Source organism: Serratia surfactantfaciens (genome assembly GCF_001642805.2).
Taxonomy (GTDB): Bacteria; Pseudomonadota; Gammaproteobacteria; order Enterobacterales; family Enterobacteriaceae; genus Serratia; species Serratia surfactantfaciens.
Genome location: NZ_CP016948.1, coordinates 906,367 through 930,890, shown reverse-complemented (window position 1 = coordinate 930,890; position 24,524 = coordinate 906,367). Strand labels below are relative to the sequence as shown.

Below are 24,524 nucleotides of genomic sequence, written 5' to 3'. Positions count from 1 at the left end.
AAAGGCGCCCGCAGGCGCCTGTTGTCGTCTTGCGGGTCGCCCCGCAACGCCATCACCCCTGGTGATGACGCACCGCGCGCAGGAACTCCTGGCGGGTGTTCTGGCTGGACTTGAACAGCCCCCCCAACGAGGTGGTGGTGGTGGCGCTGGTCGCGTCGCGGATGCCGCGCGCCTTGACACAATAATGGACCGCATCGATCGATACCGCCACGTTATTGGTGCCGAGCAGGGTTTGCAGCGCCACCAGGATCTGCTGGGTCAGGCGCTCTTGCACCTGCGGACGCTGGGAGAAGAACTGCACGATGCGGTTGATCTTCGACAGACCGATCACCGAGTCTTTCGGGATATAGGCCACGGTGGCCTTGCCGTCGATGGTCACGAAGTGGTGTTCACAGGTGCTGGTCAGCGTGATGTCGCGCACCGTCACCATCTCATCCACCTTCATCTTGTTTTCGATGACGGTGATTTTCGGGAAGTTGGCGTAGTCCAGGCCGGAGAAGATCTCGTCGACATACATTTTGGCGATGCGATGCGGCGTTTCCGCCAGGCTATCGTCGGACAGATCGAGATTCAGCAGCTGCATGATTTCGGTCATGTGCTCTTTGATGCGGCGTTTGCGCGTTTCGCGATCCAGCACTTCCCCGCGCAGCGGGGTCTCCAGACCACGCTCTTCCAGCGCCGCATGCACCAGCGCGGCTTCTTTACTTAATGATGTCATGTACTTGTTCTCCTGCGGACGGAACCCGCCGGCGGCCAGGCATGGCGTGCGGCCGACGGATTGCTTGCTCTCGTGACGGCAGAGTTTTCGTGATGGATAACGTGAACCCGGTCAAGATTTTGCCCCCACTGTAGATGAGAGCGCGGCGATTATCCAGTGATTGTGCGTCATCCGCAGGTGAAATATTCGCATTTAGCACAATCAGGCCGGCTGCGGGATTCCACGTTTTTTGTATGGATTTTAATCACCGCGGCGCCGCTTTTTGCACCAATCGCCGCGCTGGCGTATTGACCACCAATACGCCGGCCGCCAACAGCGCCGCCACCGCCACGTACAACGCCGGCTCCAGCCGATGGGTCAAAGCGGTCGACAGCGCCGACAGCATCGGCCCTACCAGCTGGCCGATCGCATAGCCGGTAGTCAGCAACCCGGCCATGTAGCGCGCATGGCGCGGCGCCAGCTCCCGGCCGTGCTGAAGAGCGAGCTGCACCACGCAGAGAAAACCGCCGCCGGTCAACAACGCCCCGAGCGCCAGACCGGCCACGCCCGGCACCACTTCGGCGCTCAGCACGCCCAGCGCCTGCACCCACAGCGTGATCGCCAATCGGGTCTGGGTGGTCAGGCGGTGGCGGGTCAGAATACCGATGACGATCCCCAGCACCGCCGCGCCGCCGAATACCGGCCAGACGAACTGCGCGAACAGGCTGCCGGGAAAACGCGCCGCCGCCATCTGCGACAAGAACGTCGCCGGCAGGATGTAGCCGAAGCCGGCCAGGCTGTAACTCCACACCAAACGTTTGAGCGCCGGCGTCAACAGCAGCGGCTCCAGGGCTGCGTTCGGGCGGTGCAACTCGCCGGCCCGCGGCAGATAGGCGCTAATCGCGCCTATCAATACCAGCGCCAGCACGCCATACGCCAGCCAGGCCTGTGCCGCCGTCAGCCCCAGCGTGTTGATGCCCACCGCCAGCATGCCGCTGAGGAAGATACCGGCGCCCGGCCCGGCGAACACCGCCGCGCTCAGCGCCGGCCTACCGTAGTGCGCCAACCGCTCGTTGGTCCAGGCCGCCACCAGTACCATCGCCCAGCCGCTGGCCCAACCGATGACGAAGCGCAGCGCACCGTGCGTCCACGCATCCTGCGCCAGCGCCGACAGCAGCGTCAGCACTACCGCGCCCCACACGCCGAGCCACAGGCGCCGTTCGACGTGGCGCGTGGCGCGCATCGCATCATAGGCGCCGCACAGGTAGCCCAAATAGTTGATCGCCGCCACCAGCCCGGCGCCGGTCAGGCTGAACTGGTGTTCAGCGATCATCAGCGGCACCTGAGGGGTGAAAGCGAAGCGGCCGATGCCCATCGCGACGATCAGCGCGACAAAACCACTCAAGGCAATGCGTAAAGCCATATCGATATCCAAAAGGTTAAAAGAAGGTTGCCAGTATCATGCCGCAGTATTAAACTCACAAAAACTGAATAATAGTTATCAAGTTCATCACGAAAAGAGAATGAAATGGATCTGACCCAGCTTCGCATGTTCTGCTGCGTGGCGGAAACCGGCTCGGTCGCCCGCGCCGCCGAGCAGCTGCACCGCGTGCCGTCGAATCTGACCACCCGGCTGCGCCAGCTCGAGCAGGAGCTCGGCGCCGATCTGTTTATCCGTGAAAAGCAGCGTCTGCGCCTGTCGCCGATGGGCCATAACTTTCTGTGTTACGCCAACCGGATTCTGGCGCTGAGCGACGAGGCGATGAGCATCACCCACGCCGGCGAACCGGCGGGCAACTTCGCCCTCGGTTCGATGGAAAGCACCGCCGCCACCCGCCTGCCCTCGCTGTTGGCGGCTTACCACCAGCGCTTCTCGCAGGTTTCACTGTCGCTGACCACCGGCACCTCCGGCGAAATCGCCGATCGGGTGCGCGCCGGCACGTTGGCGGCCGCCCTGGTCGACGGCCCGGTGCCTTATGACGAGTTGAACGGCTGTATCGCCTATCCTGAACATATGGTGGTGATCTCCTGTCTCGATCATGCGCCGATCCACAGCGCCAAAGACGCCAATGGCGAAACGCTGTTCGCCTTTCGCGCCAGCTGCTCCTACCGCCTGCGGCTGGAAGCCTGGTTCAAAAACGAAGGGGCGCGGCCGGGGCAGGTCATGGAGATCCAGTCCTATCACGCGATGCTGGCCTGCGTCGCCAGCGGCGCCGGGTTGGCGATGATCCCGCACTCGGTGCTCAGCCTGCTGCCGGGCCATGAGCGGGTGCGGGTTCACGCCCTCCCGCCGGAAGTGGCCGACACCGCCACCTGGCTGCTGTGGCGCCGCGACGCGTTCGGGCCGAACGTGCGCGCGCTGAAAGAATTGATTATTGAACAGACGGAAACCGCCGCTGTTGATGAAAGCACCCCCGACGATTTATCAGACGTTAGCGATATCGCCTGATTTAAAAAGAAAACCACTGAGGAGACTATGATGGAGATGATCAAAACCCGCGCCGCCGTTGCCTGGGGCCCGAACCAGCCGCTGAAGATTGAGGAAGTCGATCTGATGCCACCGCAAAAAGGCGAAGTGTTGGTGCGGATCGTCGCTACCGGCGTCTGCCATACCGACGCCTACACCCTGTCCGGCAAAGATCCGGAGGGCGTGTTCCCGGCGATCCTCGGCCATGAGGGCGGCGGCGTGGTGGAAGCGGTCGGTGAAGGCGTCACCAGCGTGGCGGTCGGCGACCACGTAATCCCGCTCTACACCCCGGAATGCGGCGAGTGCAAATTCTGTAAATCCGGCAAGACCAACCTGTGCCAGGCGATCCGCGCCACTCAGGGTAAAGGGCTGATGCCGGACGGCACCACCCGCTTCTTCAAGGACGGTAAGCCGATCTTCCACTACATGGGCACGTCCACCTTCTCTGAGTACACCGTGGTGCCGGAAATCTCACTGGCGAAAATCAACAAGGAAGCGCCGCTGGAAGAAGTGTGCCTGCTGGGCTGCGGCGTGACCACCGGCATGGGCGCGGTGATCAACACCGCCAAGGTGCAGCCGGGCGATACCGTGGCGATCTTCGGCCTGGGCGGTATCGGCCTGTCGGCGATCATCGGCGCGCAAATGGCCGGCGCAGGCCGCATCATCGGCATCGATCTCAACACCAGCAAATTCGATCTGGCGCGCAAACTGGGCGCCACCGATCTGATCAACCCGAAAGATTACGACAAGCCGATTCAGGACGTGATCGTCGAGCTGACCGACGGCGGGGTCGATTTCTCCTTCGAGTGCATCGGCAACGTTAACGTGATGCGCTCCGCGCTGGAATGCTGCCACAAGGGCTGGGGCGAGTCGGTGATCATCGGCGTCGCAGGCGCCGGTGAAGAGATCGCCACCCGTCCGTTCCAGCTGGTGACCGGCCGCGTCTGGCGCGGTTCGGCGTTCGGCGGCGTCAAGGGCCGTTCGCAGCTGCCGGGCATCGTCGAGCGTTATCTGAACGGCGAGTTCGCGCTGAACGACTTTATCACCCACACCATGGGGCTGGAGCAGATCAACGAAGCGTTCGATTTGATGCACGAAGGCAAATCGATCCGCACCGTTATCCACTTCGACCAATAAGCCAGGAGGCAGAGATGACGTTGTCATTGGAACTTCTCGAAGAGCACCGCATGTTCGGCGGCTGGCAACAGCGTTATCGCCACGCGGCGCAGAGCCTGAATTGCAACATGACATTCAGCATCTACCTGCCGCCGCCGCGCGATGATAACCCGCCGCCGGTGCTGTACTGGCTGTCGGGGCTGACCTGCAACGACGAGAACTTCACGTTGAAAGCCGGCGCGCAACGCATCGCCGCCGAGCTGGGTCTGGTGCTGGTGATGCCGGACACCAGCCCGCGCGGCGACGAAGTGCCGAACGACGAAGGCTACGATCTGGGCCAGGGCGCCGGGTTCTACCTGAACGCCACCCAGGCGCCGTGGGATCGTCACTTCCGCATGTACGATTACGTCAGCGCCGAACTGCCGGCGCTGATCGCACAGCACTTCAGCGTCAGCGATCGTCAATCGATCTTCGGTCACTCGATGGGGGGCCACGGCGCGCTGATGATGGCGTTTCGCAATCCGCAGCGCTTCCGCTCGGTGTCGGCGTTCGCGCCGATCGTCAACCCGTGCCAGGTGCCGTGGGGCCGCAAGGCCTTCACCGCCTATCTGGGCAGCGACGAAAGCCAATGGCTGCAGTACGACAGCTGCCATCTGCTGGCCAGCGGCGCGGAGAAAATGCCGGTGCTTATCGACCAGGGCGACGACGACCAGTTCCTTGCCGATCAGCTGCAGCCGGCGCGGTTGGCCGAACTGGCGCGTCAGCGCGACTGGCCGCTGACGCTGCGCATTCAGCCGGGGTACGATCACAGCTACTTCACCATCGCCACCTTCGTGGAAGATCACCTGCGCTTCCACGCCGAGCACCTGTTCCGCTGATAAAAAATCCGGGCGGTTAAACCGCCCGGATTTCTTCAAATACCGTCAAGAAGAAAGTCGATGGCGGCTTTTATCCTGGTCCGATACTGGGAAACATCACAAAACTCGGCCCCCAAAGCCCGAACCGGGATGCTGGCCATTTCATATGTCATCACGGCGTACTCGTTGTCATCAATCAATCTGATCAACGGGATCAAGCGCTCCGGTCGTGTACTCCCCGGGTATTTTTCAACGGGCAACAAAGGGATCACAACCCGACGATTTAATTGCCCAATGATATCGCTCGTCACATCAAGCAGCAGGGGATAAACCGCGCTGTTCCCCCTATTCGCATACACCGTAAATTGCATCGCTAAAACGTCCTGTATTCGTCGCTAAAGCAACCATGCTCATCATTAAATCGGTTAAGCGCTTCAAGCGCCTCTCGGTTTTCTTCCTGCCATTTTATCCTCTCATGCTGACGCAACTCAGCATCTAAAGCAGCAGTTAGCGTCGCACTGAGATTAATCCCCGCCTCACGCGCACGGCTCAACAAACTGCGTTCCAGCGTCATGGTCACACTTTGCGTCGTTCGTTGTTTTACTGGCATCGGCACCTCTCTCACTCATTTTCGTGCAAACAACACGGTTTATTGAACGATAGTAGCATTGAGACGACATTTGAGCCCGTTCAAATATGCGCCATACGTTAAAGCATCACCCCTTCAGCTTCGGATCGAGCGCGTCGCGCAATCCGTCGCCCAACAGGTTGAACGCCAGCACGGTGATGAATATCGCCAGGCTGGGGAAGATCGCCACGTGCGGCGCGATCACCATATCGGCGCGCGCCTCGTTGAGCATCGCTCCCCACTCCGGTGTCGGCGGCTGAGCGCCCAGGCCCAAAAACGACAGGCTGGCGGCGGTGATGATCGAGGTGCCGATGCGCAGGGTGAAATAGACTACGATCGACGACAACGTGCCCGGCAGAATGTGCCGCAGAATGATGGTCCAGTCCGAAGCCCCGATGCTGCGCGCCGACTCGATATAGGTCAGGTGCTTCAGCACCAGCGTGTTGCCGCGCACCAGGCGAGCAAAGGCCGGAATGCTGAAGATCGCCACCGCAACGATCACGTTGGCCATGCCGCTGCCCATGATCGCCACCACGCCGATCGCCAGCAGAATGCCGGGAAACGCGAACAGCACGTCGCACACACGCATGGTGAGGCGATCCCACCAGCCCTCATAGTAGCCGGCCAGCAGCCCCAGCAAGGTGCCGATCGCCCCGCCCGCCAGCACTGAGAACACCCCGGCCGCCAGCGAAATGCGCGTGCCCATGAGGATGCGGCTGAAGATATCGCGCCCGAGGGAATCGACACCCAGCCAGTGCATCAGCGAAGGCCCTTCGTTCAGCCGGTCGTAATCGAAATAGTTTTCCGCATCGAACGGTGCCAGATAAGGCGCCAGCAGCGCCGCCGCGATCAGCAGCAGCACCAACAGACCGGCGACCAGCGCCGCCCGCTGGCGGCGAAAACGCCGCCAAAACTCACCCCACGGCGTGCGTACCGCGTTGGGGTCGATAAGCGGCATCGCCTTCAGTGCAACGTTGCGCCGCCAATGCTTAATCATGCCGCGTCCTCATTGGTAACGAATCGCCGGGTTGATCGCCGCGTACAGCATATCCACCAGCAGGTTGATCAGGATGAACTCCAGCGAGAACAGCAGCACCTCAGCCTGGATCACTGGGTAATCGCGCATCTCCACCGAGTCCACCAGCAACCGCCCCAGCCCCGGCCAGTTGAATACCTTCTCCACCACGATCGAACCGCCGAGCAGGAAGCCGAACTGTAGCCCCATCATGGTCACCACCGGGATCATCGCGTTACGCAGGCCGTGTTTCATCACCACCACGCTTTCCCGCACGCCCTTGGCGCGCGCGGTGCGCATGTAGTCCTCCTGCAGCACCTCGACGAACGAAGCGCGGGTGAAGCGCGCCATCACCGCCGCCACCGCCGCCCCCAGGGTTACCGAAGGCAGAATGTAGTGCCGCCAGCTGTCGGCGCCCACCGTCGGCAGCCAGCCCAGCTCGACCGAGAACACCTGCATCAACAGCATGCCGAGCGCAAAGGCCGGGAACGAGATCCCCGACACCGCCAGCGTCATGCCGAGACGATCCGGCCAGCGGTTGCGCCACACCGCAGACACCACGCCGATCGCCAGACCGAACGCCACCGCCCACAGCATGCTGGCCACGGTCAGCCAGAAGGTCGGCATAAAGCGTGAGGCGATCTCTTCGCTCACCGGCCGTTTGGACACCATCGAGATGCCGAAGTCGCCCCGCAGCGCGTTGACGAAGAAGTGCGCGAACTGCTGCGGCAGCGGCTTATCCAGCCCCAAATCCTTGCGCACCAGTTGCACCACCGCCTCGTCGGCCTCCGGCCCCGCCGCCAGCCGCGCCGGATCGCCCGGCAACAGATGGACGAACAGAAACACCAGCACCGCCACGATCAGCAGCGTCGGGATCAGGCCCAGCAGTCGTTTCAGAAAATAATTGAGCATCTCATTCCTTCCCCCGCCCGCAGCCGCGTGGCCACGGGCGGGGATGGGCGCCTTATTTCAGATCGGCGTTATCAAAGTTGAACGAGGTATCCGGCATCACGTAGAAACCGCTCAGCTGTTTGCTGTTGGCCGACAACAGACGTTCGGTCGCCAGGAAGATCCAGGGCGCGTCGGCCCAGATGCGATCCTGCGCGTCCTGGTACAGTTTCTGTTTCTCGGCGCGATCGGTGGTCGCTAGCGCGTCGGTCAGATCCTTGTCCACCTGCGGGTTGCTGTAGAACGCGGTGTTGAACTGCTTCGGCGGTGCCGCCTGAGTGGAGAACAGCGGCGACAGCGCCCAGTCGGCCTCCCCGGTCGAGGCCGACCAGCCGGTATAGAACATCCGCACGCCGGTGTCTTTCACCCCGACGCTTTCCACCTGCGCCGCGCGCTGCCCGGCGTCCATCGCCGTCACCGTCACTTTCACCCCGACCTGCGCCAGCTGCTGCTGAGTGAACTGCAGCACCTTCTGCGCGGTGCTGTGGTTGTGGGACGACCACAGCGTGGTGGTGAAACCGTTCGGATAGCCGGCCTCTTTGAGCAGCTCGCGCGCCTTGGCCGGATCGTACGGCCACGGCTTATAGCGGGCGGCGAAGTCGATCGCCGGCGGCACCGGCCCTTCCGCCGGCACCGCATAGCCGGCAAACGCTACCTTGATCAGCGCGTCCTTGTTGATGGCGTAGTTCAGCGCCTGACGCACCTTCGGGTTATCGAACGGCTTTTGGGTGACGTTCATGCTGATGTAACGCTGCAGGATCGACGGCGCGGCCACCACGTCCAGCTTGGCGTTGCCTTCCAGCACCTTGGCCTGCTCGTAAGGGATCGGGAAGGCGAAGGTCGCCTCGCCGGTCTGCAACATCGCCGCGCGGGTGTTGTTATCCACCACCGGGCGCCAGGTGATGCTGTCGAGCTTCGGCAGCCCTGGCTGCCAGTAGCCATCGAACTTCTTCACCTTGACGAAATCGGTCTGGTTCCAGGTCTCGAACTGGTACGGCCCGGTGCCGACCGGGTGGAAACCGATCTCCTTGCCGTATTGCTTCAGCGCCGCCGGCGAGATGATCGCCGCCGCCGGGTGCGCCAGATTGTTGACGAACGCCGAGAACGGCGCCTTCAGCACGATTTTCACCGTATTGGCGTCCACCACCTCGGTTTTGTCGATCATCTTGAACAGGTTGTAGCGCTTGAGGTGGCTGTCCGGGTTGCTGGCGCGGTCGAGGTTAACCTTCACCGCCTCGGCGTTGAACGCGGTGCCGTCGTGGAATTTAATGCCCTGGCGCAGTTTAACGGTGTAGGTCAGGCCGTCTTTGCTGACCTCATAGCTGTCCGCCAGCACGTTCACCAACTTCATGTCCTTGTCGAAGCCGAACAGCCCCTGATAGAAAGACTTGGCCACCGCCTGCGACAGCGTGTCGTTGGCGTCGTAAGGATCGAGGGTGGTGAAGTTGGACGCCACGGCGATCACCGCGTCCTTGGCCGCCCAGACCGGGCCGGTTCCCGCCGCCAGCAGTACGGCGGCCAACAGCGCATTGCGTTTGAATGTGTGCTTCATGTCGCTTGTCTCTCCTGAGGTCTTTAAAAAGCACCGGCGATCGGGTGGCGGGCGACAAAGTGCCCGGCGCCAACCTGCACCAGCGGTGCGGTAACGGGTTCATCACCCAGCGCGCGTACCGGGCTGGGGATCTCATCGACCGGCAACGGCTGCCGTTTGTGGGCGTGAGCGGGATCGGCCACCGGCACCGCCGCCATCAGCTTGCGGGTGTAGGGGTGCTGAGGATTGTCGAACACCGCCTGGCGCGGGCCGATTTCAACGATCTGCCCGAGGTACATCACCGCCACCCGGTGGCTGATGCGTTCCACCACCGCCATGTCGTGTGAAATGAACAGAAAAGCGATGCCGAACTCGCGCTGCAGATCGAGCAACAGATTGACGATCTGCGCCTGAATCGACACGTCCAGCGCCGAGACCGCCTCGTCGGCGATCACCACTTTCGGGTTCAGCGCCAGCGCGCGTGCGATGCAGATGCGCTGGCGTTGGCCACCGGAAAACTCGTGCGGGTAGCGGCGCGCATGCTCCGGCAGCAGGCCGACGCGTTCCAGCAGCCAGGCCACGCGCCGCTCCGCCTCCCGGCCGCGCATCACGTTGTGCACCAGCAGCGGCTCCATGATGGAGAAACCGACCGTCAGGCGCGGATCGAGCGAGGCGTAAGGATCTTGAAAGATGAACTGAATATCGCGCCGCAGGTGCTGCAGCGCCGGCTCCTTCAATTGATCGATTCGCCGCCCGGCGAAGGTGATGGTGCCGCTCTGGCTGTCCACCAGCTTCAGCAAAGAGCGCCCGGTGGTGGACTTGCCGCAGCCGGACTCGCCCACCAGTCCCAGCGTCTCGCCGGGGTAAAGATCGAAACTGACGTTTTCCACCGCGTGTACCCGGCGAGTAACCCGATTGAACAACCCGCCGCGCAGATCAAAACGCGTGACCAGATGCTCCACCTGCAGGATCGGCGCGGCACTCGGCGGCACGGTATCCTGCGGCGCTTCATCGCCCTCGTCACCCGGCAGCGGAAACTTCGCCGGCAGCGGGCGATCGGCCATCGCCCCCAGCTTCGGCACCGCCGCCAGCAGCGCCCGCGTGTAGTCCTGCTGCGGCGCGGCGAACAGCTCACGCACCCGATTCTGTTCCACCTGTTCGCCACGGCGCATCACCAGCACCCGGTCGGCGATCTCGGCCACCACGCCCATATCGTGAGTAATGAAGATCACCCCCATCTGCATCTCCCGTTGCAGCACGCGGATCAGCTGCAGGATCTGCGCCTGAATGGTGACGTCGAGGGCGGTGGTGGGTTCATCGGCGATCAGCAGCGCCGGCTTGCAGGAGAGCGCCATGGCGATCATCACCCGCTGGCGCATGCCGCCGGAAAGCTGGTGCGGGTAGCGCCCCAGCACCTCTTTGGCCTCCGGAATACGCACCAGATCGAGCATGCGCAGCGCCTCCTGGCGCGCGCTGCGGTGATCCATCCCCTGATGCAGGCGCAGCGATTCAGCGATCTGCTCGCCGACCGGAAACACCGGGTTGAGCGAGGTCATCGGCTCCTGGAAGATCATCGCCATGTCAGCGCCGCGCACCCTGCGCAGCGTGCTCTGCGAGGCGCGCGCCAGATCGAACAGCGCGCCGTCACGGCGGCGCAGCGTCATGGCGCCGCTGACGATGCGCCCGCCGCCCTGCTCCACCAACCGCATCAGCCCCAGCGAAGTGACCGATTTGCCGGAGCCGGACTCACCGACGATCGCCAGCGTCTCGCCGCGATCGAGATCGAATGACAGGTTGCGCACCGCTTCCACGGCGCCTTCCGATTGAGGAAAACTGATGCTCAGATCGCGCACCGACAGCACACGCTGCGGCGGCAATGACAGCCCGCCGCCGCCGGCGGGCTGGAATGAAACGTCGGTCATGCACCCTCCCGGTGAACGATTAGCGATAAATCCCGACGGACGGCGCATCGCCGACATAGCCAAAACCGCGGTACATCCCCTCGCTGTTGAACGGCAGCGCGATATTGCCGTGGCGATCGACGGCGATCATGCCGCCGCTGCCGCCGAGCGCCGGCAGTTTCTCCATCACCACCCGATCGCTGGCCTCTTGCAAACTGAGGCCGGCGTATTCGATCAGAGCGGAGACGTCATAGGCCGCCACGCCGCGCATGAAGATTTCGCCGGTGCCGGTGCTGGAAACCGCCACCGTGGCATTGTTGGCATAACAGCCAGCGCCGATGATCGGCGTGTCGCCCACCCGGCCGGCCTGTTTGTTGGTCATGCCGCCGGTGGAGGTGGCGGCGGCGAGGTTGCCCAGCGCATCCAGCGCCACTGCGCCGACCGTGCCGAATTTGCGATCGGGATCGAGCGGATCGCCGGCCTGCGCCGCGCCGTCGTGATCGAGCCATACCCGGCCCTGCTCCGCCTGGGCGCGGTGCAGCTGATCAAAGCGTTCCTGAGTGAAGAAGAAATCGGGGGGAACCATTTCCAGGCCGTGGGCGGCGGCGAACTTCTCGGCGCCTTCGGCGGCAAACAGCACGTGTTCGCTATTTTCCAGCACCGCGCGCGCCGCCAGCACCGGGTTGCGAATGCGGCCGACGCCGGCGACGGCGCCAGCATCGCAGGTGCGGCCGTCCATCACGCAGGCATCCAGCTCGTGGGTGCCTTGATGGGTAAACACCGACCCTTTGCCGGCGTTGAACAGCGGGCATTCCTCCAGCAGCCGCACCGCTTCGGTCACCGCGTCCAGCGCGCTGCCGCCCTGCGCCAATATCGCCTGCCCGGCGGCCACGATTTCGGACAACGCCTGAATATACTGCCGTTCCTTTTCCGCACTCAGCGCCGCCCGGGTAATTGCGCCCGCGCCGCCATGAATGGCAATCACTGGTTTGCTCATTTGCCTGACACCCTGTGTTAATCCCGCCGTTGCACAGCGAAAAAGCTGAGCGCGGTATCATTATTATTCAGTCTTTTTCGACTCTATTTGGTCCGACAGTGGAAGTACAGCATAACGTCCACGCCCCGCTTTTAGCGTAGCGCGCTTAGACCGTTTCGCACCTTGAAATAGCTTATTGGAATAAAAACAGCGAGTTATGAAAATCGAAAAACCGCTGACAGCGCGGTTGGGATTAATGGTAATCCCGCATGCGGAAATAGGGGCGTAGCGTAATGAAATAAACGTTCGCGCTGAATAATCATTATTTCGACGCCCGGCCTGCTGTTTTTTCCCCGGCCGGGCGCAGATGATCCGACGATTAAAAACCCGAGCCTGGCTGCTGCAAAAAGGCCTCTTCTTCCGGCGTGCTGGTGCGCCCCAATATCGCGTTGCGATGCGGGTAGCGGCCGAAGCGATCGATAATCGCCTTATGCCGCAGCTCGAACTCCAGCTGGTCGCCGTTATTGAGCTCGGTATATAACACCAGCGCCTGTTGGTGAATCAGCGGCGATTCCGAATGCATGAACGGCAGATAGAGGAAGCCGCGCTGCTCGCGGCTCAGCCGTTCGCACTCGCCGCTGCGGATCGCTTCCTGCGCCAGGACCAGCGCCATGCCGTCGCAGGCGAACGACTGCGGCGTGCCGCGGAACAGGTTGCGGCTGAACTGATCGAGCACGATCACCTCCGCCAAGCGTCCCTCGATGGTGTCGCGCCAGTGCGCCAGCTCCCCCGCCGCCGCCGCCCGCCAGATTTCGCCGAAGCGGCTGTGCAGCAGACGATCGAAGTCGTCGTCCTTTTTGAACCACATGATGGGTTCTATCTCGTCGAACCAGAACTCGATAACCTGTTTATGCATCATGATTCTCCTCTGTTTTCCCCAGTTTATACCCGAATGCCCTCACGACGCAGTGCGAAAGATGGCGGGCATAATCCGTTCTCCCCCCCGGCGTTCTCTGCCATAATAGCCGCACTTTGTCGCTCTTTGAGCGCACCCTGATTACGGAGTTCCCCTTATGGATCATTGCCATACTTCCGATCTCATCTCCCTGGAGCAAGCGCTGGAAAAAATGCTCGGGCAGATCGCCCCGCTGCAGCAAACCGAATCCGTCGCCCTGACCGCCGCCGCCGGCCGCATCACCGCCGCGCCGGTAGTCTCGCCGCTCGACGTGCCGCCGTTCGCCAACTCGGCGATGGACGGCTATGCGGTGCGCCTTGCCGATTTACAGGCTGGCGTGCCGCTGCCGGTCGCCGGTAAGGCCTTCGCCGGTGCGCCGTTCAACGGCGAGTGGCCAGCCAACAGCTGCGTGCGCATCATGACCGGGGCGCCGATCCCGGCCGGCGCGGAGGCGGTAGTCATGCAGGAACAGGCCGAAGTGAGCGACCAGGGCATACGTTTTAGTACACCGGCAGAAGCCGGCCAGAATATCCGTCTGGCGGGCGAAGACATTCGCCGGGGCGCGAGCGTGTTGCCGGCCGGCGTGAAGCTGGGCGCCGCGCAGCTGCCGCTGTTGGCTTCGCTCGGGGTCGCTGAAGTGCAGGTGATGCGTAAGCTGAAGGTTGCGGTGTTCTCCACCGGCGACGAGCTGCAGCCGGTCGGCCAGCCGCTGCAGGCGGGCCAGATCTACGACACCAACCGCTTCGCGGTGCGCCTGATGCTGGAACAGCTGGGCTGTGAAGTGCTCGATCTCGGCATTATTCGCGACGATCGCGACGCGCTGCGCGCCGCCTTTACACAGGCGGACAGCCAGGCCGACGTGGTGATCAGCAGCGGCGGCGTCTCGGTCGGCGAAGCCGACTACACCAAACAGATGCTCGACGAACTGGGCCAGGTCAGCTTCTGGAAGCTGGCGATCAAACCCGGCAAACCGTTCGCCTTCGGCAAACTGGGCCACGCCTGGTTCTGCGGCCTGCCGGGCAACCCGGTTTCCGCCGCCCTGACCTTCTACCAGCTGGTGCAACCGCTGCTGGCGAAGCTGGCCGGCCACAGCGACTGGCGCCTGCCGCCGCGCCTGCGCGCGCGGGCACTGACACCGCTGAAGAAATCGCCGGGCCGCCTCGACTTCCAGCGCGGGGTGTTCAGCAGCAACGCCGCGGGCGAACTGGAGGTGAGCACCACCGGCCACCAGGGTTCGCACGTGTTCAGCTCCTACAGCCAGGGCAACTGTTTCATCGTGCTGGAGCGCGAACGCGGTTCGGTGGCGGCGGGTGAAATGGTGGAGATCGAGCCGTTCAACGCCCTGCTGAGGAGCTGAACATGCTGCCGGAACTGACCGACGCCGAAGCGCTGCGCTACAACCGCCAGATCGTGCTGCGCGGCTTTGACTTCGACGGCCAGGAGAAACTGAAGGCCGCCCGCGTGCTGATCGCCGGGCTGGGCGGGCTGGGCTGCGCCGCCGCGCCTTACCTGGCGGCGGCCGGCGTCGGCCATCTGGTGCTGGTGGATTTCGACACCGTCTCGCTCTCCAACCTGCAGCGCCAGATCCTGCACCGCGACGATCGCATCGGCATGAGCAAGGTCGCCTCGGCCAGGCAGGAACTGAGCGCCATCAACCCGCATATCCGCATCGACGCGATCGACGGCCGTTTAGAAGATGACGCGGTCGCGGCAGAGATCGCCGCCTGCGATCTGGTGCTGGACTGCACCGACAACGTGGCGGCGCGCGATGCGCTGAACCGTCTGTGCCACGCGCAGCGCAAGCCGCTGGTTTCCGGCGCGGCGATCCGTATGGAGGGCCAGCTCAGCGTATTCACCTATCAGCCAGGCGAACCCTGCTACCGCTGCCTGAGCCGATTGTTCGGCGACAGCGCCCTCACCTGCGTTGAAGCGGGCGTGATGGCGCCACTGGTCGGCACTATCGGCACTCTGCAGGCGATGGAAGCCATCAAGCTGCTGGCCGACTATGGTCAGCCGCTGCGCGGCAAACTGTTGATGTTCGATGCGATGAGCATGCAGTTCCGCGAGATGAAACTGCCAAAGGATCCGCACTGCGAAGTGTGCGGCGGGAAATGACGGATAAAAAAAGGGCGGGATAATTCCCGCCCTGATGCGTTGCCGTGAGGATTACACGATACCCTGGCTGCGCAGATAGTCTTCGTAGTTGCCGGTAAAGTCGATCACCTTGTTCGGGGTGATTTCCAGAATTCGCGTCGCCAGCGAGCTGACGAACTCACGGTCGTGGGAGACGAAGATCAGCGTGCCTTCGTACATCTCCAGCGCCATGTTCAGCGATTCGATGGATTCCATATCCAGGTGGTTGGTCGGTTCGTCCATCACCAGAATATTCGGGCGCTGCATCATCAGCTTGCCGAATAGCATGCGGCCCTTCTCGCCACCGGACAACACCTTCACTTTCTTCTTGATGTCGTCCTGGCTGAACAGCAGACGGCCCAGCACGCTACGCACCGCCTGCTCGTCATCTTTTTCCTGCTTCCACTGGCTCATCCAGTCGAACACGCTCAGAGTGTCGTCGAACTCGTATTCGTGATCCTGCGCGTAGTAACCGATACGGGCGTTTTCCGACCACTTCACGGTGCCACTGTCCGGCTGCGCGTCGCCTACCAGCGTTTTCAGCAGAGTGGTTTTACCGATGCCGTTGGCGCCCAGCACCGCGACCTTCTCACCCACTTCCACCATCAGGTTCAGCTTGTTGAACAGCGGACCTTCATCGAAGCCCTTGGTGAGCGCTTCCACTTCCAGCGCGTTACGGAACAGCTTCTTGTCCTGCTCGAAACGGATGAACGGGTTCTGACGGCTGGAGGCTTTCACCTCTTCCAGCTGGATCTTGTCGATCTGGCGGGCACGTGAGGTGGCCTGCTTGGATTTGGAGGCGTTGGCGCTGAAGCGGCTGACAAACGATTGCAGCTCATTGATCTGCGCCTTCTTCTTGGCGTTGTCCGCCAGCAGACGCTCACGCGCCTGAGTGGCGGCGGTCATGTATTCGTCGTAGTTGCCCGGATAAACGCGCAGTTCGCCGTAGTCCAGATCCGCCATGTGGGTGCAGACCATGTTCAGGAAGTGACGGTCGTGCGAAATGATGATCATGGTGCTGTTGCGCTCATTGAGCACGTTTTCCAGCCAGCGAATGGTGTCGATGTCCAGGTTGTTGGTCGGTTCGTCGAGCAGCAGGATTTCCGGATCGGAGAACAGCGCCTGCGCCAGCAGCACGCGCAGTTTCCAGCCTGGCGCAATTTCGCTCATCGGACCGTAGTGTTGTTCCACCGGGATGCCGACGCCGAGCAGCAGTTCGCCGGCACGCGCTTCGGCGCTGTAGCCGTCCATTTCGCCGTAGGCCACTTCCAGATCGGCCACTTTATAGCCGTCTTCTTCGCTCATCTCCGCCAAGGCGTAGATGCGGTCGCGCTCTTCCTTCACCGCCCACAGTTCGGTGTGGCCCATGATCACGGTGTCCAGCACGCTGTACTGCTCGAAGGCGAACTGGTCCTGACGCAGTTTACCCAGGCGCTCGTTCGGATCGAGGAACACGTTACCGCCGCTCGGTGCCAGATCGCCGCCGAGGATTTTCATAAAGGTGGACTTGCCGCAGCCGTTGGCGCCGATCAGGCCGTAACGGTTGCCGCCGCCGAATTTGACAGAGATGTTTTCAAACAGCGGCTTACTGCCGAACTGCATGGTGATGTTGTTAGTGCTTAACACAGCGCTCGCTCTTTATACATAGGGAATGTGATTTGGCGCGCATTATGCCACAACGGGGTGCAGAGATCGCGGGAAGTTTCGGTGACATTTTGAGCGGTTGCGGGCACATCCGCCCGCAGGCGGTTTAACGGAAAATACCCAGGCGAAACGCCCCAACGAGCGCACCGCCTGATTAGCAAGAATATTTGTGAGTGGCATGGCCGCTCAACGCAGCTGCTGCTCCAGCCACGCGCGCATATCCGCTACCACCCGCGTCATCTCGCTGTCGCCGTTCTCGCGCCGCATCACATGGTCCAATGCCGAATAATTCCGGTAGGTGATATTCGTTTTGCCTGCGGCCCGCAGCTCGGCGATCATTTTCCCGACCGCCCCCGGCGAAACGGCACGATCCTGGCCGCCTTGCACGATCAGCACCGGCGTCTTGATGCTGCGCAGGGTGGCGAGCTGATCGATGCTCAGCATGCCATGCCACCAGCCATAGCCATGATCGCTGGCGTTCAGTGGGAACGGCGGCGCCGCCAGCACCTGCTGTAAAAATGCGTTCAGCCCGGCTTTCTCTTCCGCCGGCGCGCCGGCGGCGCTGTGGCGCACGTCGTCGATGAACCATCGTCCGCCGCCGCTGAACGCCAGGGTGGCGTCAATCCGGCCCGAGGAGGCCGTCACCAGATTGGCGATCACCGCCCCTTCGCTGCCCCCCAGCACCGCAACCTGTCGATAGCCGTTTTGCTTAATCACCGTCTGGAGCACCTGGGTGACATCGCTCACCCGCTGCTGCGGCGTGTCGCGCTGCACGAAAGCGTCCGGACAATCCCGCCGCGGCACGTCTTCGCTGTACGGCAACCGGTCGTCGATGCCGTATTTCTCCACCGTCAGCAGGTCTGCGGCCGGTAACACCTGCCGCATTGGCGCGACCAGACGAATATGCCGCACGCTGTTGCAATCCGAGCCTTGCAGGATCACCAGCAGCGCCGGCGACGTCTCCCCAGGCACGGCGGCATCCAGATAGTAACGAATACTCGATTTGTCTTCCCGCGGCAGCGTCAGCGCCGCAGATTGCGCCATCGCCAGCCCGCTCCACAGCGCCAATACGCTCAGCATGCCTGTCGCCACTCTCATCACGTGCTCCTCTTCCCTGTTGCGTTCGGTTAATTCGTCTTTTCTGGTCTACGCTTCATGCCAACCACTCTGCTGACAGGGAAGCCCTACCATGCCACACCTCTATAACACCGCGCTGTTGATCGGCGCGGCGCTGAGCGCCATCGCCGCCCTGCTGCATATTTGGGTGATCGCCGCCGGGCCGCGCGGCTATCGGCTGTGCGGCGCCGGCGATCGCTTCATTAAGGCGGCGGAAGCCGGTAAAAAGTTCCCGGCCGTCGTCACCGCCGGTATCGCGCTGGTGCTGTTTATTTGGGCTCTGTACGCACTGTCCGGCGCCGGGCTGATCGCGCCGCTGCCGCTGCTGCGGCCCGCGCTGTTTATCATCACCTTTATCTACCTGCTGCGCGGCGTCGCCGGCCCCTTCGCCCTGCGCGATACCGGCCGCAGCCAACGCTTCATCGTCGTCAGCTCGCTGATTTGCCTCGGTTTCGGGCTGGTGCATCTGCTCGGGATGACGCAGCGCTGGAGTGCGTTGGCGTAACGCCCTGTTGCTGCAATACGGCGATAAACGCCTGCGCGGCGGCGCTGCGGTAAGCGCCTTTGCGCTGCAGCAACACCGCCTGCCGGGCCGGCATGGCGTTGGCCAGCACCACCTTTTTCAACTGCCGGTTCTCGCGCGCAATGGCGGCCGGCAGCAGCGTGGCGAGCTGCCCGCGCCGCACGATCTCAAGGATGGCGCCCAGCGCATTGGCCTCCACCGCCACCTGCGGCCGAAAACCGAGCTGCGTGCAGTAGCGATCGATAAACTGCCGCGTGGCGAAGTCGCCGCTCAGCAAGGCCAGCGGCAGATGTTGCCACTCCGCCAGCGCCAGCGGCCGACGCCGCGCCGCCAGGGGATGATCGGTGCCGACCATCAGCTCCAGCGTCTCGCTGAACAACGGCGTGGCTTCCACCTCCACCGACTGCGCCATCTCAAAAGCGATGCCCAGATCCAGTCGATCCTGCGCCAGCAGCGTTTCGATCCGCTCTTGCGCCATTTCCTCAATGCTCAACGTGACTCCCGGATAGCGACGGTAGAACGCATCGATCGCCGGCCCCACCAGATAGGCGGTGAACGTCGGAGTCATCGCCAGCCGCAAATGGCCCCGCTCCAGCGTCGCTACGTCATGGATCGCCCGCGCGCCGGCGTCCAAATCCTGCAGCGCCAGCCGAGCATAGCGCATCCAGGCCTCACCGGCGTCGGTCAGTTGCACCCTTCTGCCGCTGCGATCGAACAGCGGCGCCCCCAGCGCCTCCTCCAGTTGCTTGATCTGCTGCGACAGCGTCGGTTGCGAGACGTGCAGCGCTTCAGCGGCGCGGGTGAAATTGCCCAGTTCGGCAACGGCCAGAAAATATCGAATGTGTCGCAGCAGCATAGCGCCCCAGATATTAGTAATACCTATAGATATCATTATAAATGGGTCTTAGACCCTATAGCCAGAAGCGTTCATCATGCCGTCATCGCATAACGACACCCCAGGGAGAAAAAGATGAAAGAGGTGATTGAGGGCTTTCTGAAGTTCCAGCGCGAAGCCTTTGTTGAACGCACGGCGCTGTTTCAGCGGCTGGCGACCCGCCAAAACCCGCGCACTCTGTTTATCTCGTGTTCCGATAGCCGTCTGGTGCCGGAGCTGGTCACCCAGCGCGAGCCGGGCGATCTGTTCGTGATCCGCAACGCCGGCAACATCGTGCCTTCCTTCGGCCCCGAACCCGGCGGGGTCTCCGCCTCGGTCGAGTACGCCGTCGCCGCGCTGGGCGTGGAGGATATCGTGATCTGCGGCCATTCCGACTGCGGCGCGATGACCGCCATCGCCACCTGCCAGTGTCTGGATCACCTGCCGACGGTCGCCGGCTGGCTGCGCTACGCCGATTCGGCCAGGGCGGTCAATCAGGCTTATCCGCACGCCACCGATGAGGCGCGGGTCATGTCGATGGTGCGCGAGAACGTCATCGCCCAGCTCAACAACATCAAAACGCACCCTTCCGTCGCCCTGGCGCTGGAGCAGGGCCGCCTGAAGCTGCACGGCTGGGTCTATGACATCGCCAGCGGCGCTATCGAGGCGCTGGACGGTGAAACCCGCCGCTTCGTGCCGCTCGCCACCCATCCCGAGGTGACCGCCACGCCGGCGATCGCCCGTTTTTAAGCCAACAAGGAGCCAATATGACACACTCTCTGCATAACGCCGCCCCGCGCGAAGCGCTTACCGACACCATCATGGCCGCCAAAATCCGCCAGAACCTGACGTTCGAAGCGCTGACCGAAGGCACCGGCCTCAGTCTGGCATTCGTCACCGCCGCGCTGCTCGGGCAGCATGCGCTGCCGGAACCGGCGGCGCGCGCGGTAGCGGCCAAGCTGGGGCTGGACGAAGAGGCGGTGCGGCTGCTGCAAACCATCCCGCTGCGCGGCAGCATCCCCGGCGGCGTGCCGACCGATCCGACCATTTATCGCTTCTATGAAATGCTGCAGGTTTACGGCTCCACGCTGAAAGCGTTGGTGCACGAGCAGTTTGGCGACGGCATCATCAGCGCCATCAACTTCAAGCTGGATATCAAGAAGGTCGCCGACCCGGACGGCGGCGAACGCGCGGTGATCACCCTGGACGGCAAATACCTGCCGACCAAGCCTTTCTAATGGGCTTTTCGCCGGCGGCCCGCGTCGCCGGCGGATTGACAGCCAATCGGTCATTGGCTACAGTAACCGCGCTGAAACGCCGCCCTGGCGTTTTTCACTGCCCGAGGCCTGTATGTTGGAGATTGTAACCACCCGATAGTCGCTTCCTTGCCGTATGGCGAGGGACTCTGACGTATCCGACGCGCGTTTGCGCGGGGATGCGCGTATCTGGGGTTATTACAGGATCTCCCAACATGAACATTTCCAAAGCGGAACAACGCGTGCTGCACGTGTTGGCCAAAGGCGGCTATATCGCCTTCACCCGCAGCGACGCCGGTCACGTCACCCGCGTCGAATGCTACACCCGCGAAGGGCTCGGCTTGGCCGACTGCTCGCTTGCCGTTTTCACCAAGCTCAAAACCAAACGCCTGATCCTCTCTCGCCAGGGGCGCCCTTATCGCGTCACCGTCGCCGGGCTCAAGGCCGTGCGCGCGCAGCTGGATAACCGTTAATCATCGATACCGGTCGGGCAGGCAGCCCGGCCGGCCCCCCTTATCCGTATAAGGAAAAGACTATGAGCATCATTTTACGCCACGAAACGCCGGCCGACGTCAGCGCCATCACCACCCTGACCGCCGCCGCGTTCCTGCACGCCGAACACAGCAGCCACACCGAGCAGTTTATCGTCAACGCGCTGCGCGCTGCGGGCGCGCTCACCCTGTCGCTGATCGCCGAACAACATGGCACACCGATCGGGCACGCCGCCCTCTCTCCGGTCGTGCTCAGCAACGGCGCCGCCGATTGGTACGGGCTGGCGCCGGTATCGGTACTGCCGGCTTACCAAGGCCAGGGGATCGGCAGCCGCCTGATCCGCCAACTGCTGGCCGAGCTGCAAGCAGAGCGCGCCGCAGGCTGCGTAGTACTGGGCGATCCGAACTATTACGGCCGTTTCGGCTTCCAGGCGCAGACCGCCCTGACCCTGCCGGGCGTACCGCAAGAGTACTTCCGCGCCGTCGCCTTCCAGGGTGGGCTGCCGCGTGCGGAGGTCGCTTTCCACGCCGCGTTTAACGCCGAAGCCTAACCCTGTTGCCGGCGCCATTACGGCGCCGGTTTTCAGTCCTGTTCACCATAGCGTACCACCGTCATTCCTTCCTCTTCCGTCGGAGGAACGAAGTACTGCGCCAGGTGCTCAAACTCCGCTTCGCTCAGGGTAAACGGATGCTCGCCGCGCGCATTCCTCAACGCTATGCGGCTCAGGCACTGCGCATGGCTGACATCGAGATAGTGCAGGCAGTGCGCGACGCCGGCCTCCTCCGCCAGAGCTTTGGCCCAGCGACGCCGGTCCGGCGTATTCATCGGGAAATCGAGCGCCACCGACCAGCCGCCGCGCAGCAGTTGAACGATGTGCCCACCCAGCGCCCGCCGCAATCGGGCGGAACAGCGCGCATAGTCTTGCAGGGTGGTCATCTCCTGTTCATACAGCGTCGCCAGCCACGCATCTTCAACCAGCAGCAGCGTTTGCGGCTGCTGCGCCAAACGTTGCGCCAGCGTCGATTTGCCCGCGCCGGCCTTGCCGCACATCAGGTGTAAAACTGCAGGGTGGGTTTTCATAATGTTCTCCGGTCTTTGCCGGAAGGGGATAAAAAAACCCGCCTTGCCGGCGGGTTTTTTATTTGCGACAGACGCGCTATCCCACCCTTCGGAGAAAGGTGATAATAATTTGCGCGAATGGGCGGTAAGATTTGCTCATGTCTAATGAATATGACAATCCAATACCGTTGTCAATCCGGCGTTCTCAGCCCACATTCACGCACAAACTCGGTGAACAACCTCACCTTCCGCTGCAAATGCCGGCGCGTCGGATACACCGCAAACACCTGGTGCGTTTCGGCGGCCATTGCGGGGAACAGCGGCACCAACCGACCGGCGGCGATCTCGGGATCGGCCACGAACGACGGCAGTGAACCGATCCCCAACCCCGCCACCAGCATATCGCGTAACATCAGGCTGTTGTTGGCGGTGAAGCGCGGCGTTAACGCCACGCTCAGGCTGTCGCTGCCGGCGCTAAACTGCCATTGTCCCGGCCTTTCCGCCAAAGAATACGCCAGGCAACTGTGCCGCTGCAGTTCCTCCGGCGCCTGTGGCGCACCGTGCTGCGCCAGATAACCGGGCGCGGCGCAAATCCGTTGCTGTATCTCCCCCAGCGCCTGCGCGCTGAGCGATGAATCCGGCAACCGCCGACGAATGCGCAGTGAGATATCGAAACCGGCCGCCACCACGTCCAACACGCGATCATCCAGCGTCAGTTCTACCTGCAATTGCGGGTAACGCTGCATAAACAGCGGCAACAGTGGCGACAGCACCGTCAGGCCAAACGAGAGTGGCGCATTAACCCGCAGCATGCCGGAAACCTGCTGCGTGCTGGCCGCCACCGTCTGTTCCAGCGCGTCGAATTCGCCGAGCAGCCGGCAGGCTTCCTGGTAATAGAGCTGGCCGGCTTCGGTCAGACTCATGCTGCGAGTGGTGCGCACGATTAACAGCGTACCCAATCGATTTTCCAGCTGCTTAATCTGCTTGCTCAAGGCCGCCGGTGTGATCGCCAGATCCTCCGCCGCCTTATAGAAACTGTTGCGTTCGACCACGCGGCGAAAGGCGCGCATCGTCAGTAGCACATCCATATTATGTCCTACGGGTTAATTATAAATTCAATAAACCACAGATTATTAACCCCATCAACATCAGTAGACTTTATCCAACCGCTTCCCTGAGTGGTAAGTGAACTTAATTTACTGATAATCTTGGAGTTAATAATGAAAAAGACCCTATTCGCCCTGATGTTCGGCCTGAGCGCCGCCACCGCCCCCGTCGTCGCGCTGGCGCAATCCCCTGTCGCCGACAGCCGTCAGGCGGGTTATGTGCAACCGCTGACCGCCGACAACAGCCTGTTGCTGCTGGTCGATCTGCAGGACATGTTCGGTATGACCGTTTCTTCTATCGATCAAACCAACCTGGTGAATAACGCCGCCGGTATCGCCAAGGCCGCCAAGGTATTCAATGTGCCGACCATTCTGGCATCGGCCAACGCCAAAAGCTTCGCCGGACCGGTATTCCAGCAGGTGACGCAGGCGCGCCCAGACCTGCAGGTGTACGATCGCACCGCCATCAATGTCTGGCAGGACCGGCGCGTGGCGGATCTGATCAAGCAATCCGGCCGCAAGAAAATCATCATCGGCGGGCTATGGACCGCCAGCTGCGTGATGCTGCCGGCGCTGTCCGCCCTGGGCGAGGGTTATGAGGTTTATATCCTGTCGGACGTCACCGGCGATATTACGCCAGACACGCAAAACAACGCCATGCAGCGCCTGGTGCAAGCGGGCGCTACCCCCATCAATTGGGTGGCGCTGATGCTGGAATGGCAGCAAGACTGGAGCCGCAAGGCCACGGCGGGAGGCGTATTGCAGATCGCCCGCGACCACGGCGCCGCCTGGGGAATGGGCGCCAGCTACGCCGGAGCGATGAAGGTGGGCAGCGAGGCGAAATAAGCGGATGAAAGCCCGCCGCCGGCGGGCTTTTACTCAGGTGCGGTGATAGCAACGGCTGTCCTGTGGTACCTGCTCGCGCCGGTCCAGCCCGTAATCCCGCATCACCTCCGCCACCCGCAGCCGATACTGCGCCAACACCTCGCCACGGCCGCGCGCCTGCGCCGCCCGGTGCTGTTCGAGATTGCGCCACTGCTGCACCGCCGCCTCGTCGCGCCAGAAAGAGAGCGACAGCAGGCGCGCAGGTTCCGCCAGGCTTTGGAAGCGCTCGATGGAGATGAATCCGTCGATCTGCGCCAGCAGCGGCTTCAGCTCCACCGCCAGCGCCAGGTAGGTATCGCGCTGCCCGTCGGCGGCCTGCAGTTCAAAAATCACGGCAATCATCCT

The 24,524-nt window shown here is 62.6% G+C and carries 27 protein-coding genes; 11 read left to right on the top strand and 16 right to left on the bottom strand.

What is annotated here, in order from left to right; genetic code table 11:
- Positions 1-52: 52 nt before the first annotated feature.
- On the bottom strand, positions 53-718 hold the full coding sequence (gene folE, locus ATE40_RS04495; protein ID WP_004938969.1) for a GTP cyclohydrolase I FolE: 666 nt from the start codon (positions 716-718) through the stop codon (positions 53-55).
- 244 nt (positions 719-962) lie between these two features.
- Positions 963-2,120: a YbfB/YjiJ family MFS transporter gene (locus ATE40_RS04490; RefSeq protein WP_063919593.1), complete on the bottom strand. Its 1,158-nt coding sequence runs from the start codon at positions 2,118-2,120 to the stop codon at positions 963-965.
- A 105-nt stretch (positions 2,121-2,225) separates the two neighbouring features.
- On the opposite strand from ATE40_RS04490, the gene ptrR reads away from it, so the two are divergent.
- Genes ptrR through fghA form a run of 3 tightly spaced genes read left to right on the top strand, consistent with a single transcriptional unit; the run spans position 2,226 to position 5,158 of the window.
- Entirely contained in the window at positions 2,226-3,146 is a 921-nt protein-coding gene (ptrR, locus tag ATE40_RS04485) for a putrescine utilization regulator PtrR (protein WP_063919058.1), read from the top strand.
- A 30-nt stretch (positions 3,147-3,176) separates the two neighbouring features.
- Entirely contained in the window at positions 3,177-4,301 is a 1,125-nt protein-coding gene (locus ATE40_RS04480; protein WP_063919057.1) for an S-(hydroxymethyl)glutathione dehydrogenase/class III alcohol dehydrogenase, read from the top strand.
- 14 nt (positions 4,302-4,315) lie between these two features.
- Positions 4,316-5,158: an S-formylglutathione hydrolase gene (gene fghA / locus ATE40_RS04475; RefSeq protein WP_019454425.1), complete on the top strand. Its 843-nt coding sequence runs from the start codon at positions 4,316-4,318 to the stop codon at positions 5,156-5,158.
- A gap of 35 nt (positions 5,159-5,193) precedes the next feature.
- On the opposite strand, the gene ATE40_RS04470 is transcribed toward fghA, so the two are convergent.
- The 8 genes from ATE40_RS04470 to ATE40_RS04435 form a co-directional block, all read right to left on the bottom strand.
- A complete protein-coding gene (locus ATE40_RS04470) occupies positions 5,194-5,508 on the bottom strand; it encodes a CcdB family protein (RefSeq protein ID WP_019454426.1) in 315 nt (104 codons plus the stop codon).
- A 2-nt stretch (positions 5,509-5,510) separates the two neighbouring features.
- Complete coding sequence (locus ATE40_RS04465; protein ID WP_029988820.1) at positions 5,511-5,747, bottom strand: type II toxin-antitoxin system CcdA family antitoxin; 237 nt, start codon at positions 5,745-5,747, stop codon at positions 5,511-5,513.
- Positions 5,748-5,853: 106 nt separating this feature from the next.
- Positions 5,854-6,762: a glutathione ABC transporter permease GsiD gene (gene gsiD, locus ATE40_RS04460; RefSeq protein WP_177342835.1), complete on the bottom strand. Its 909-nt coding sequence runs from the start codon at positions 6,760-6,762 to the stop codon at positions 5,854-5,856.
- Positions 6,763-6,771: 9 nt separating this feature from the next.
- On the bottom strand, positions 6,772-7,692 hold the full coding sequence (gsiC, locus tag ATE40_RS04455; RefSeq protein WP_019454429.1) for a glutathione ABC transporter permease GsiC: 921 nt from the start codon (positions 7,690-7,692) through the stop codon (positions 6,772-6,774).
- A 52-nt stretch (positions 7,693-7,744) separates the two neighbouring features.
- Positions 7,745-9,280 (bottom strand): glutathione ABC transporter substrate-binding protein GsiB, encoded by a 1,536-nt coding sequence (gsiB, locus tag ATE40_RS04450; RefSeq protein WP_063919056.1) that lies wholly within the window; start codon positions 9,278-9,280, stop codon positions 7,745-7,747.
- A gap of 23 nt (positions 9,281-9,303) precedes the next feature.
- Positions 9,304-11,181, bottom strand: a complete 1,878-nt coding sequence (locus ATE40_RS04445) for a dipeptide ABC transporter ATP-binding protein (protein ID WP_063919055.1) — start codon at positions 11,179-11,181, stop codon at positions 9,304-9,306.
- A gap of 19 nt (positions 11,182-11,200) precedes the next feature.
- Positions 11,201-12,157 (bottom strand): isoaspartyl peptidase/L-asparaginase family protein, encoded by a 957-nt coding sequence (locus ATE40_RS04440; protein WP_063919054.1) that lies wholly within the window; start codon positions 12,155-12,157, stop codon positions 11,201-11,203.
- 358 nt (positions 12,158-12,515) lie between these two features.
- Positions 12,516-13,052 (bottom strand): DUF924 family protein, encoded by a 537-nt coding sequence (locus ATE40_RS04435; RefSeq protein WP_016928462.1) that lies wholly within the window; start codon positions 13,050-13,052, stop codon positions 12,516-12,518.
- A gap of 157 nt (positions 13,053-13,209) precedes the next feature.
- Between ATE40_RS04435 and moeA the strand changes: the two genes are divergently transcribed.
- Together moeA and moeB are read left to right on the top strand one after the other, a co-directional pair.
- A complete protein-coding gene (moeA, locus tag ATE40_RS04430; protein ID WP_063919053.1) occupies positions 13,210-14,448 on the top strand; it encodes a molybdopterin molybdotransferase MoeA in 1,239 nt (412 codons plus the stop codon).
- Positions 14,449-14,450: 2 nt separating this feature from the next.
- Positions 14,451-15,206, top strand: a complete 756-nt coding sequence (moeB, locus tag ATE40_RS04425; RefSeq protein WP_063919052.1) for a molybdopterin-synthase adenylyltransferase MoeB — start codon at positions 14,451-14,453, stop codon at positions 15,204-15,206.
- Positions 15,207-15,257: 51 nt separating this feature from the next.
- Here moeB and ATE40_RS04420 read toward each other — a convergent pair whose 3' ends face one another.
- Both ATE40_RS04420 and ATE40_RS04415 read right to left on the bottom strand, forming a co-directional pair.
- Positions 15,258-16,850: an ABC-F family ATPase gene (locus ATE40_RS04420; RefSeq protein ID WP_071532835.1), complete on the bottom strand. Its 1,593-nt coding sequence runs from the start codon at positions 16,848-16,850 to the stop codon at positions 15,258-15,260.
- A 204-nt stretch (positions 16,851-17,054) separates the two neighbouring features.
- Positions 17,055-17,966 carry an alpha/beta hydrolase family protein gene (locus ATE40_RS04415; protein WP_063919051.1) on the bottom strand — a complete coding sequence of 304 codons (912 nt, stop codon included), beginning with the start codon at positions 17,964-17,966 and terminating at the stop codon, positions 17,055-17,057.
- A 91-nt stretch (positions 17,967-18,057) separates the two neighbouring features.
- On the opposite strand from ATE40_RS04415, the gene ATE40_RS04410 reads away from it, so the two are divergent.
- Complete coding sequence (locus ATE40_RS04410; protein ID WP_019454439.1) at positions 18,058-18,489, top strand: hypothetical protein; 432 nt, start codon at positions 18,058-18,060, stop codon at positions 18,487-18,489.
- Here the strand turns inward: ATE40_RS04410 and cynR are convergent.
- Positions 18,413-19,363, bottom strand: coding sequence for a transcriptional regulator CynR (gene cynR, locus ATE40_RS04405; protein ID WP_063919050.1), 951 nt, complete (start codon positions 19,361-19,363; stop codon positions 18,413-18,415). The genes ATE40_RS04410 and cynR overlap by 77 nt on opposite strands.
- Before the next feature lie 114 nt (positions 19,364-19,477).
- Between cynR and ATE40_RS04400 the strand changes: the two genes are divergently transcribed.
- The 4 genes from ATE40_RS04400 to ATE40_RS04385 all read left to right on the top strand — a co-directional run bounded on the left by ATE40_RS04400 (position 19,478) and on the right by ATE40_RS04385 (position 21,679).
- Positions 19,478-20,131: a carbonic anhydrase gene (locus ATE40_RS04400; protein ID WP_063919049.1), complete on the top strand. Its 654-nt coding sequence runs from the start codon at positions 19,478-19,480 to the stop codon at positions 20,129-20,131.
- A 17-nt stretch (positions 20,132-20,148) separates the two neighbouring features.
- The gene (gene cynS / locus ATE40_RS04395) at positions 20,149-20,619 is read left to right on the top strand and encodes a cyanase (RefSeq protein ID WP_019454442.1); all 471 of its coding nucleotides are present in this window, start codon (positions 20,149-20,151) and stop codon (positions 20,617-20,619) included.
- A gap of 233 nt (positions 20,620-20,852) precedes the next feature.
- Positions 20,853-21,110, top strand: a complete 258-nt coding sequence (locus tag ATE40_RS04390) for a YjhX family toxin (protein ID WP_063919048.1) — start codon at positions 20,853-20,855, stop codon at positions 21,108-21,110.
- A 62-nt stretch (positions 21,111-21,172) separates the two neighbouring features.
- A complete protein-coding gene (locus tag ATE40_RS04385; RefSeq protein WP_063919047.1) occupies positions 21,173-21,679 on the top strand; it encodes a GNAT family N-acetyltransferase in 507 nt (168 codons plus the stop codon).
- Positions 21,680-21,711: 32 nt separating this feature from the next.
- Here the strand turns inward: ATE40_RS04385 and ATE40_RS04380 are convergent, their stop codons facing one another.
- Positions 21,712-22,209, bottom strand: coding sequence for a P-loop nucleotide/nucleoside kinase family protein (locus ATE40_RS04380; protein WP_063919046.1), 498 nt, complete (start codon positions 22,207-22,209; stop codon positions 21,712-21,714).
- A gap of 170 nt (positions 22,210-22,379) precedes the next feature.
- The gene (locus ATE40_RS04375) at positions 22,380-23,276 is read right to left on the bottom strand and encodes a LysR family transcriptional regulator (protein WP_025159980.1); all 897 of its coding nucleotides are present in this window, start codon (positions 23,274-23,276) and stop codon (positions 22,380-22,382) included.
- Between the two features lie 132 nt (positions 23,277-23,408).
- Here ATE40_RS04375 and ATE40_RS04370 point away from each other — a divergent pair, with 132 nt between their 5' ends.
- Entirely contained in the window at positions 23,409-24,140 is a 732-nt protein-coding gene (locus ATE40_RS04370) for an isochorismatase family protein (protein ID WP_084799113.1), read from the top strand.
- A 33-nt stretch (positions 24,141-24,173) separates the two neighbouring features.
- Here the strand turns inward: ATE40_RS04370 and ATE40_RS04365 are convergent, their stop codons facing one another.
- Complete coding sequence (locus ATE40_RS04365; protein WP_063919045.1) at positions 24,174-24,521, bottom strand: antibiotic biosynthesis monooxygenase family protein; 348 nt, start codon at positions 24,519-24,521, stop codon at positions 24,174-24,176.
- Positions 24,522-24,524 lie beyond the last annotated feature (3 nt).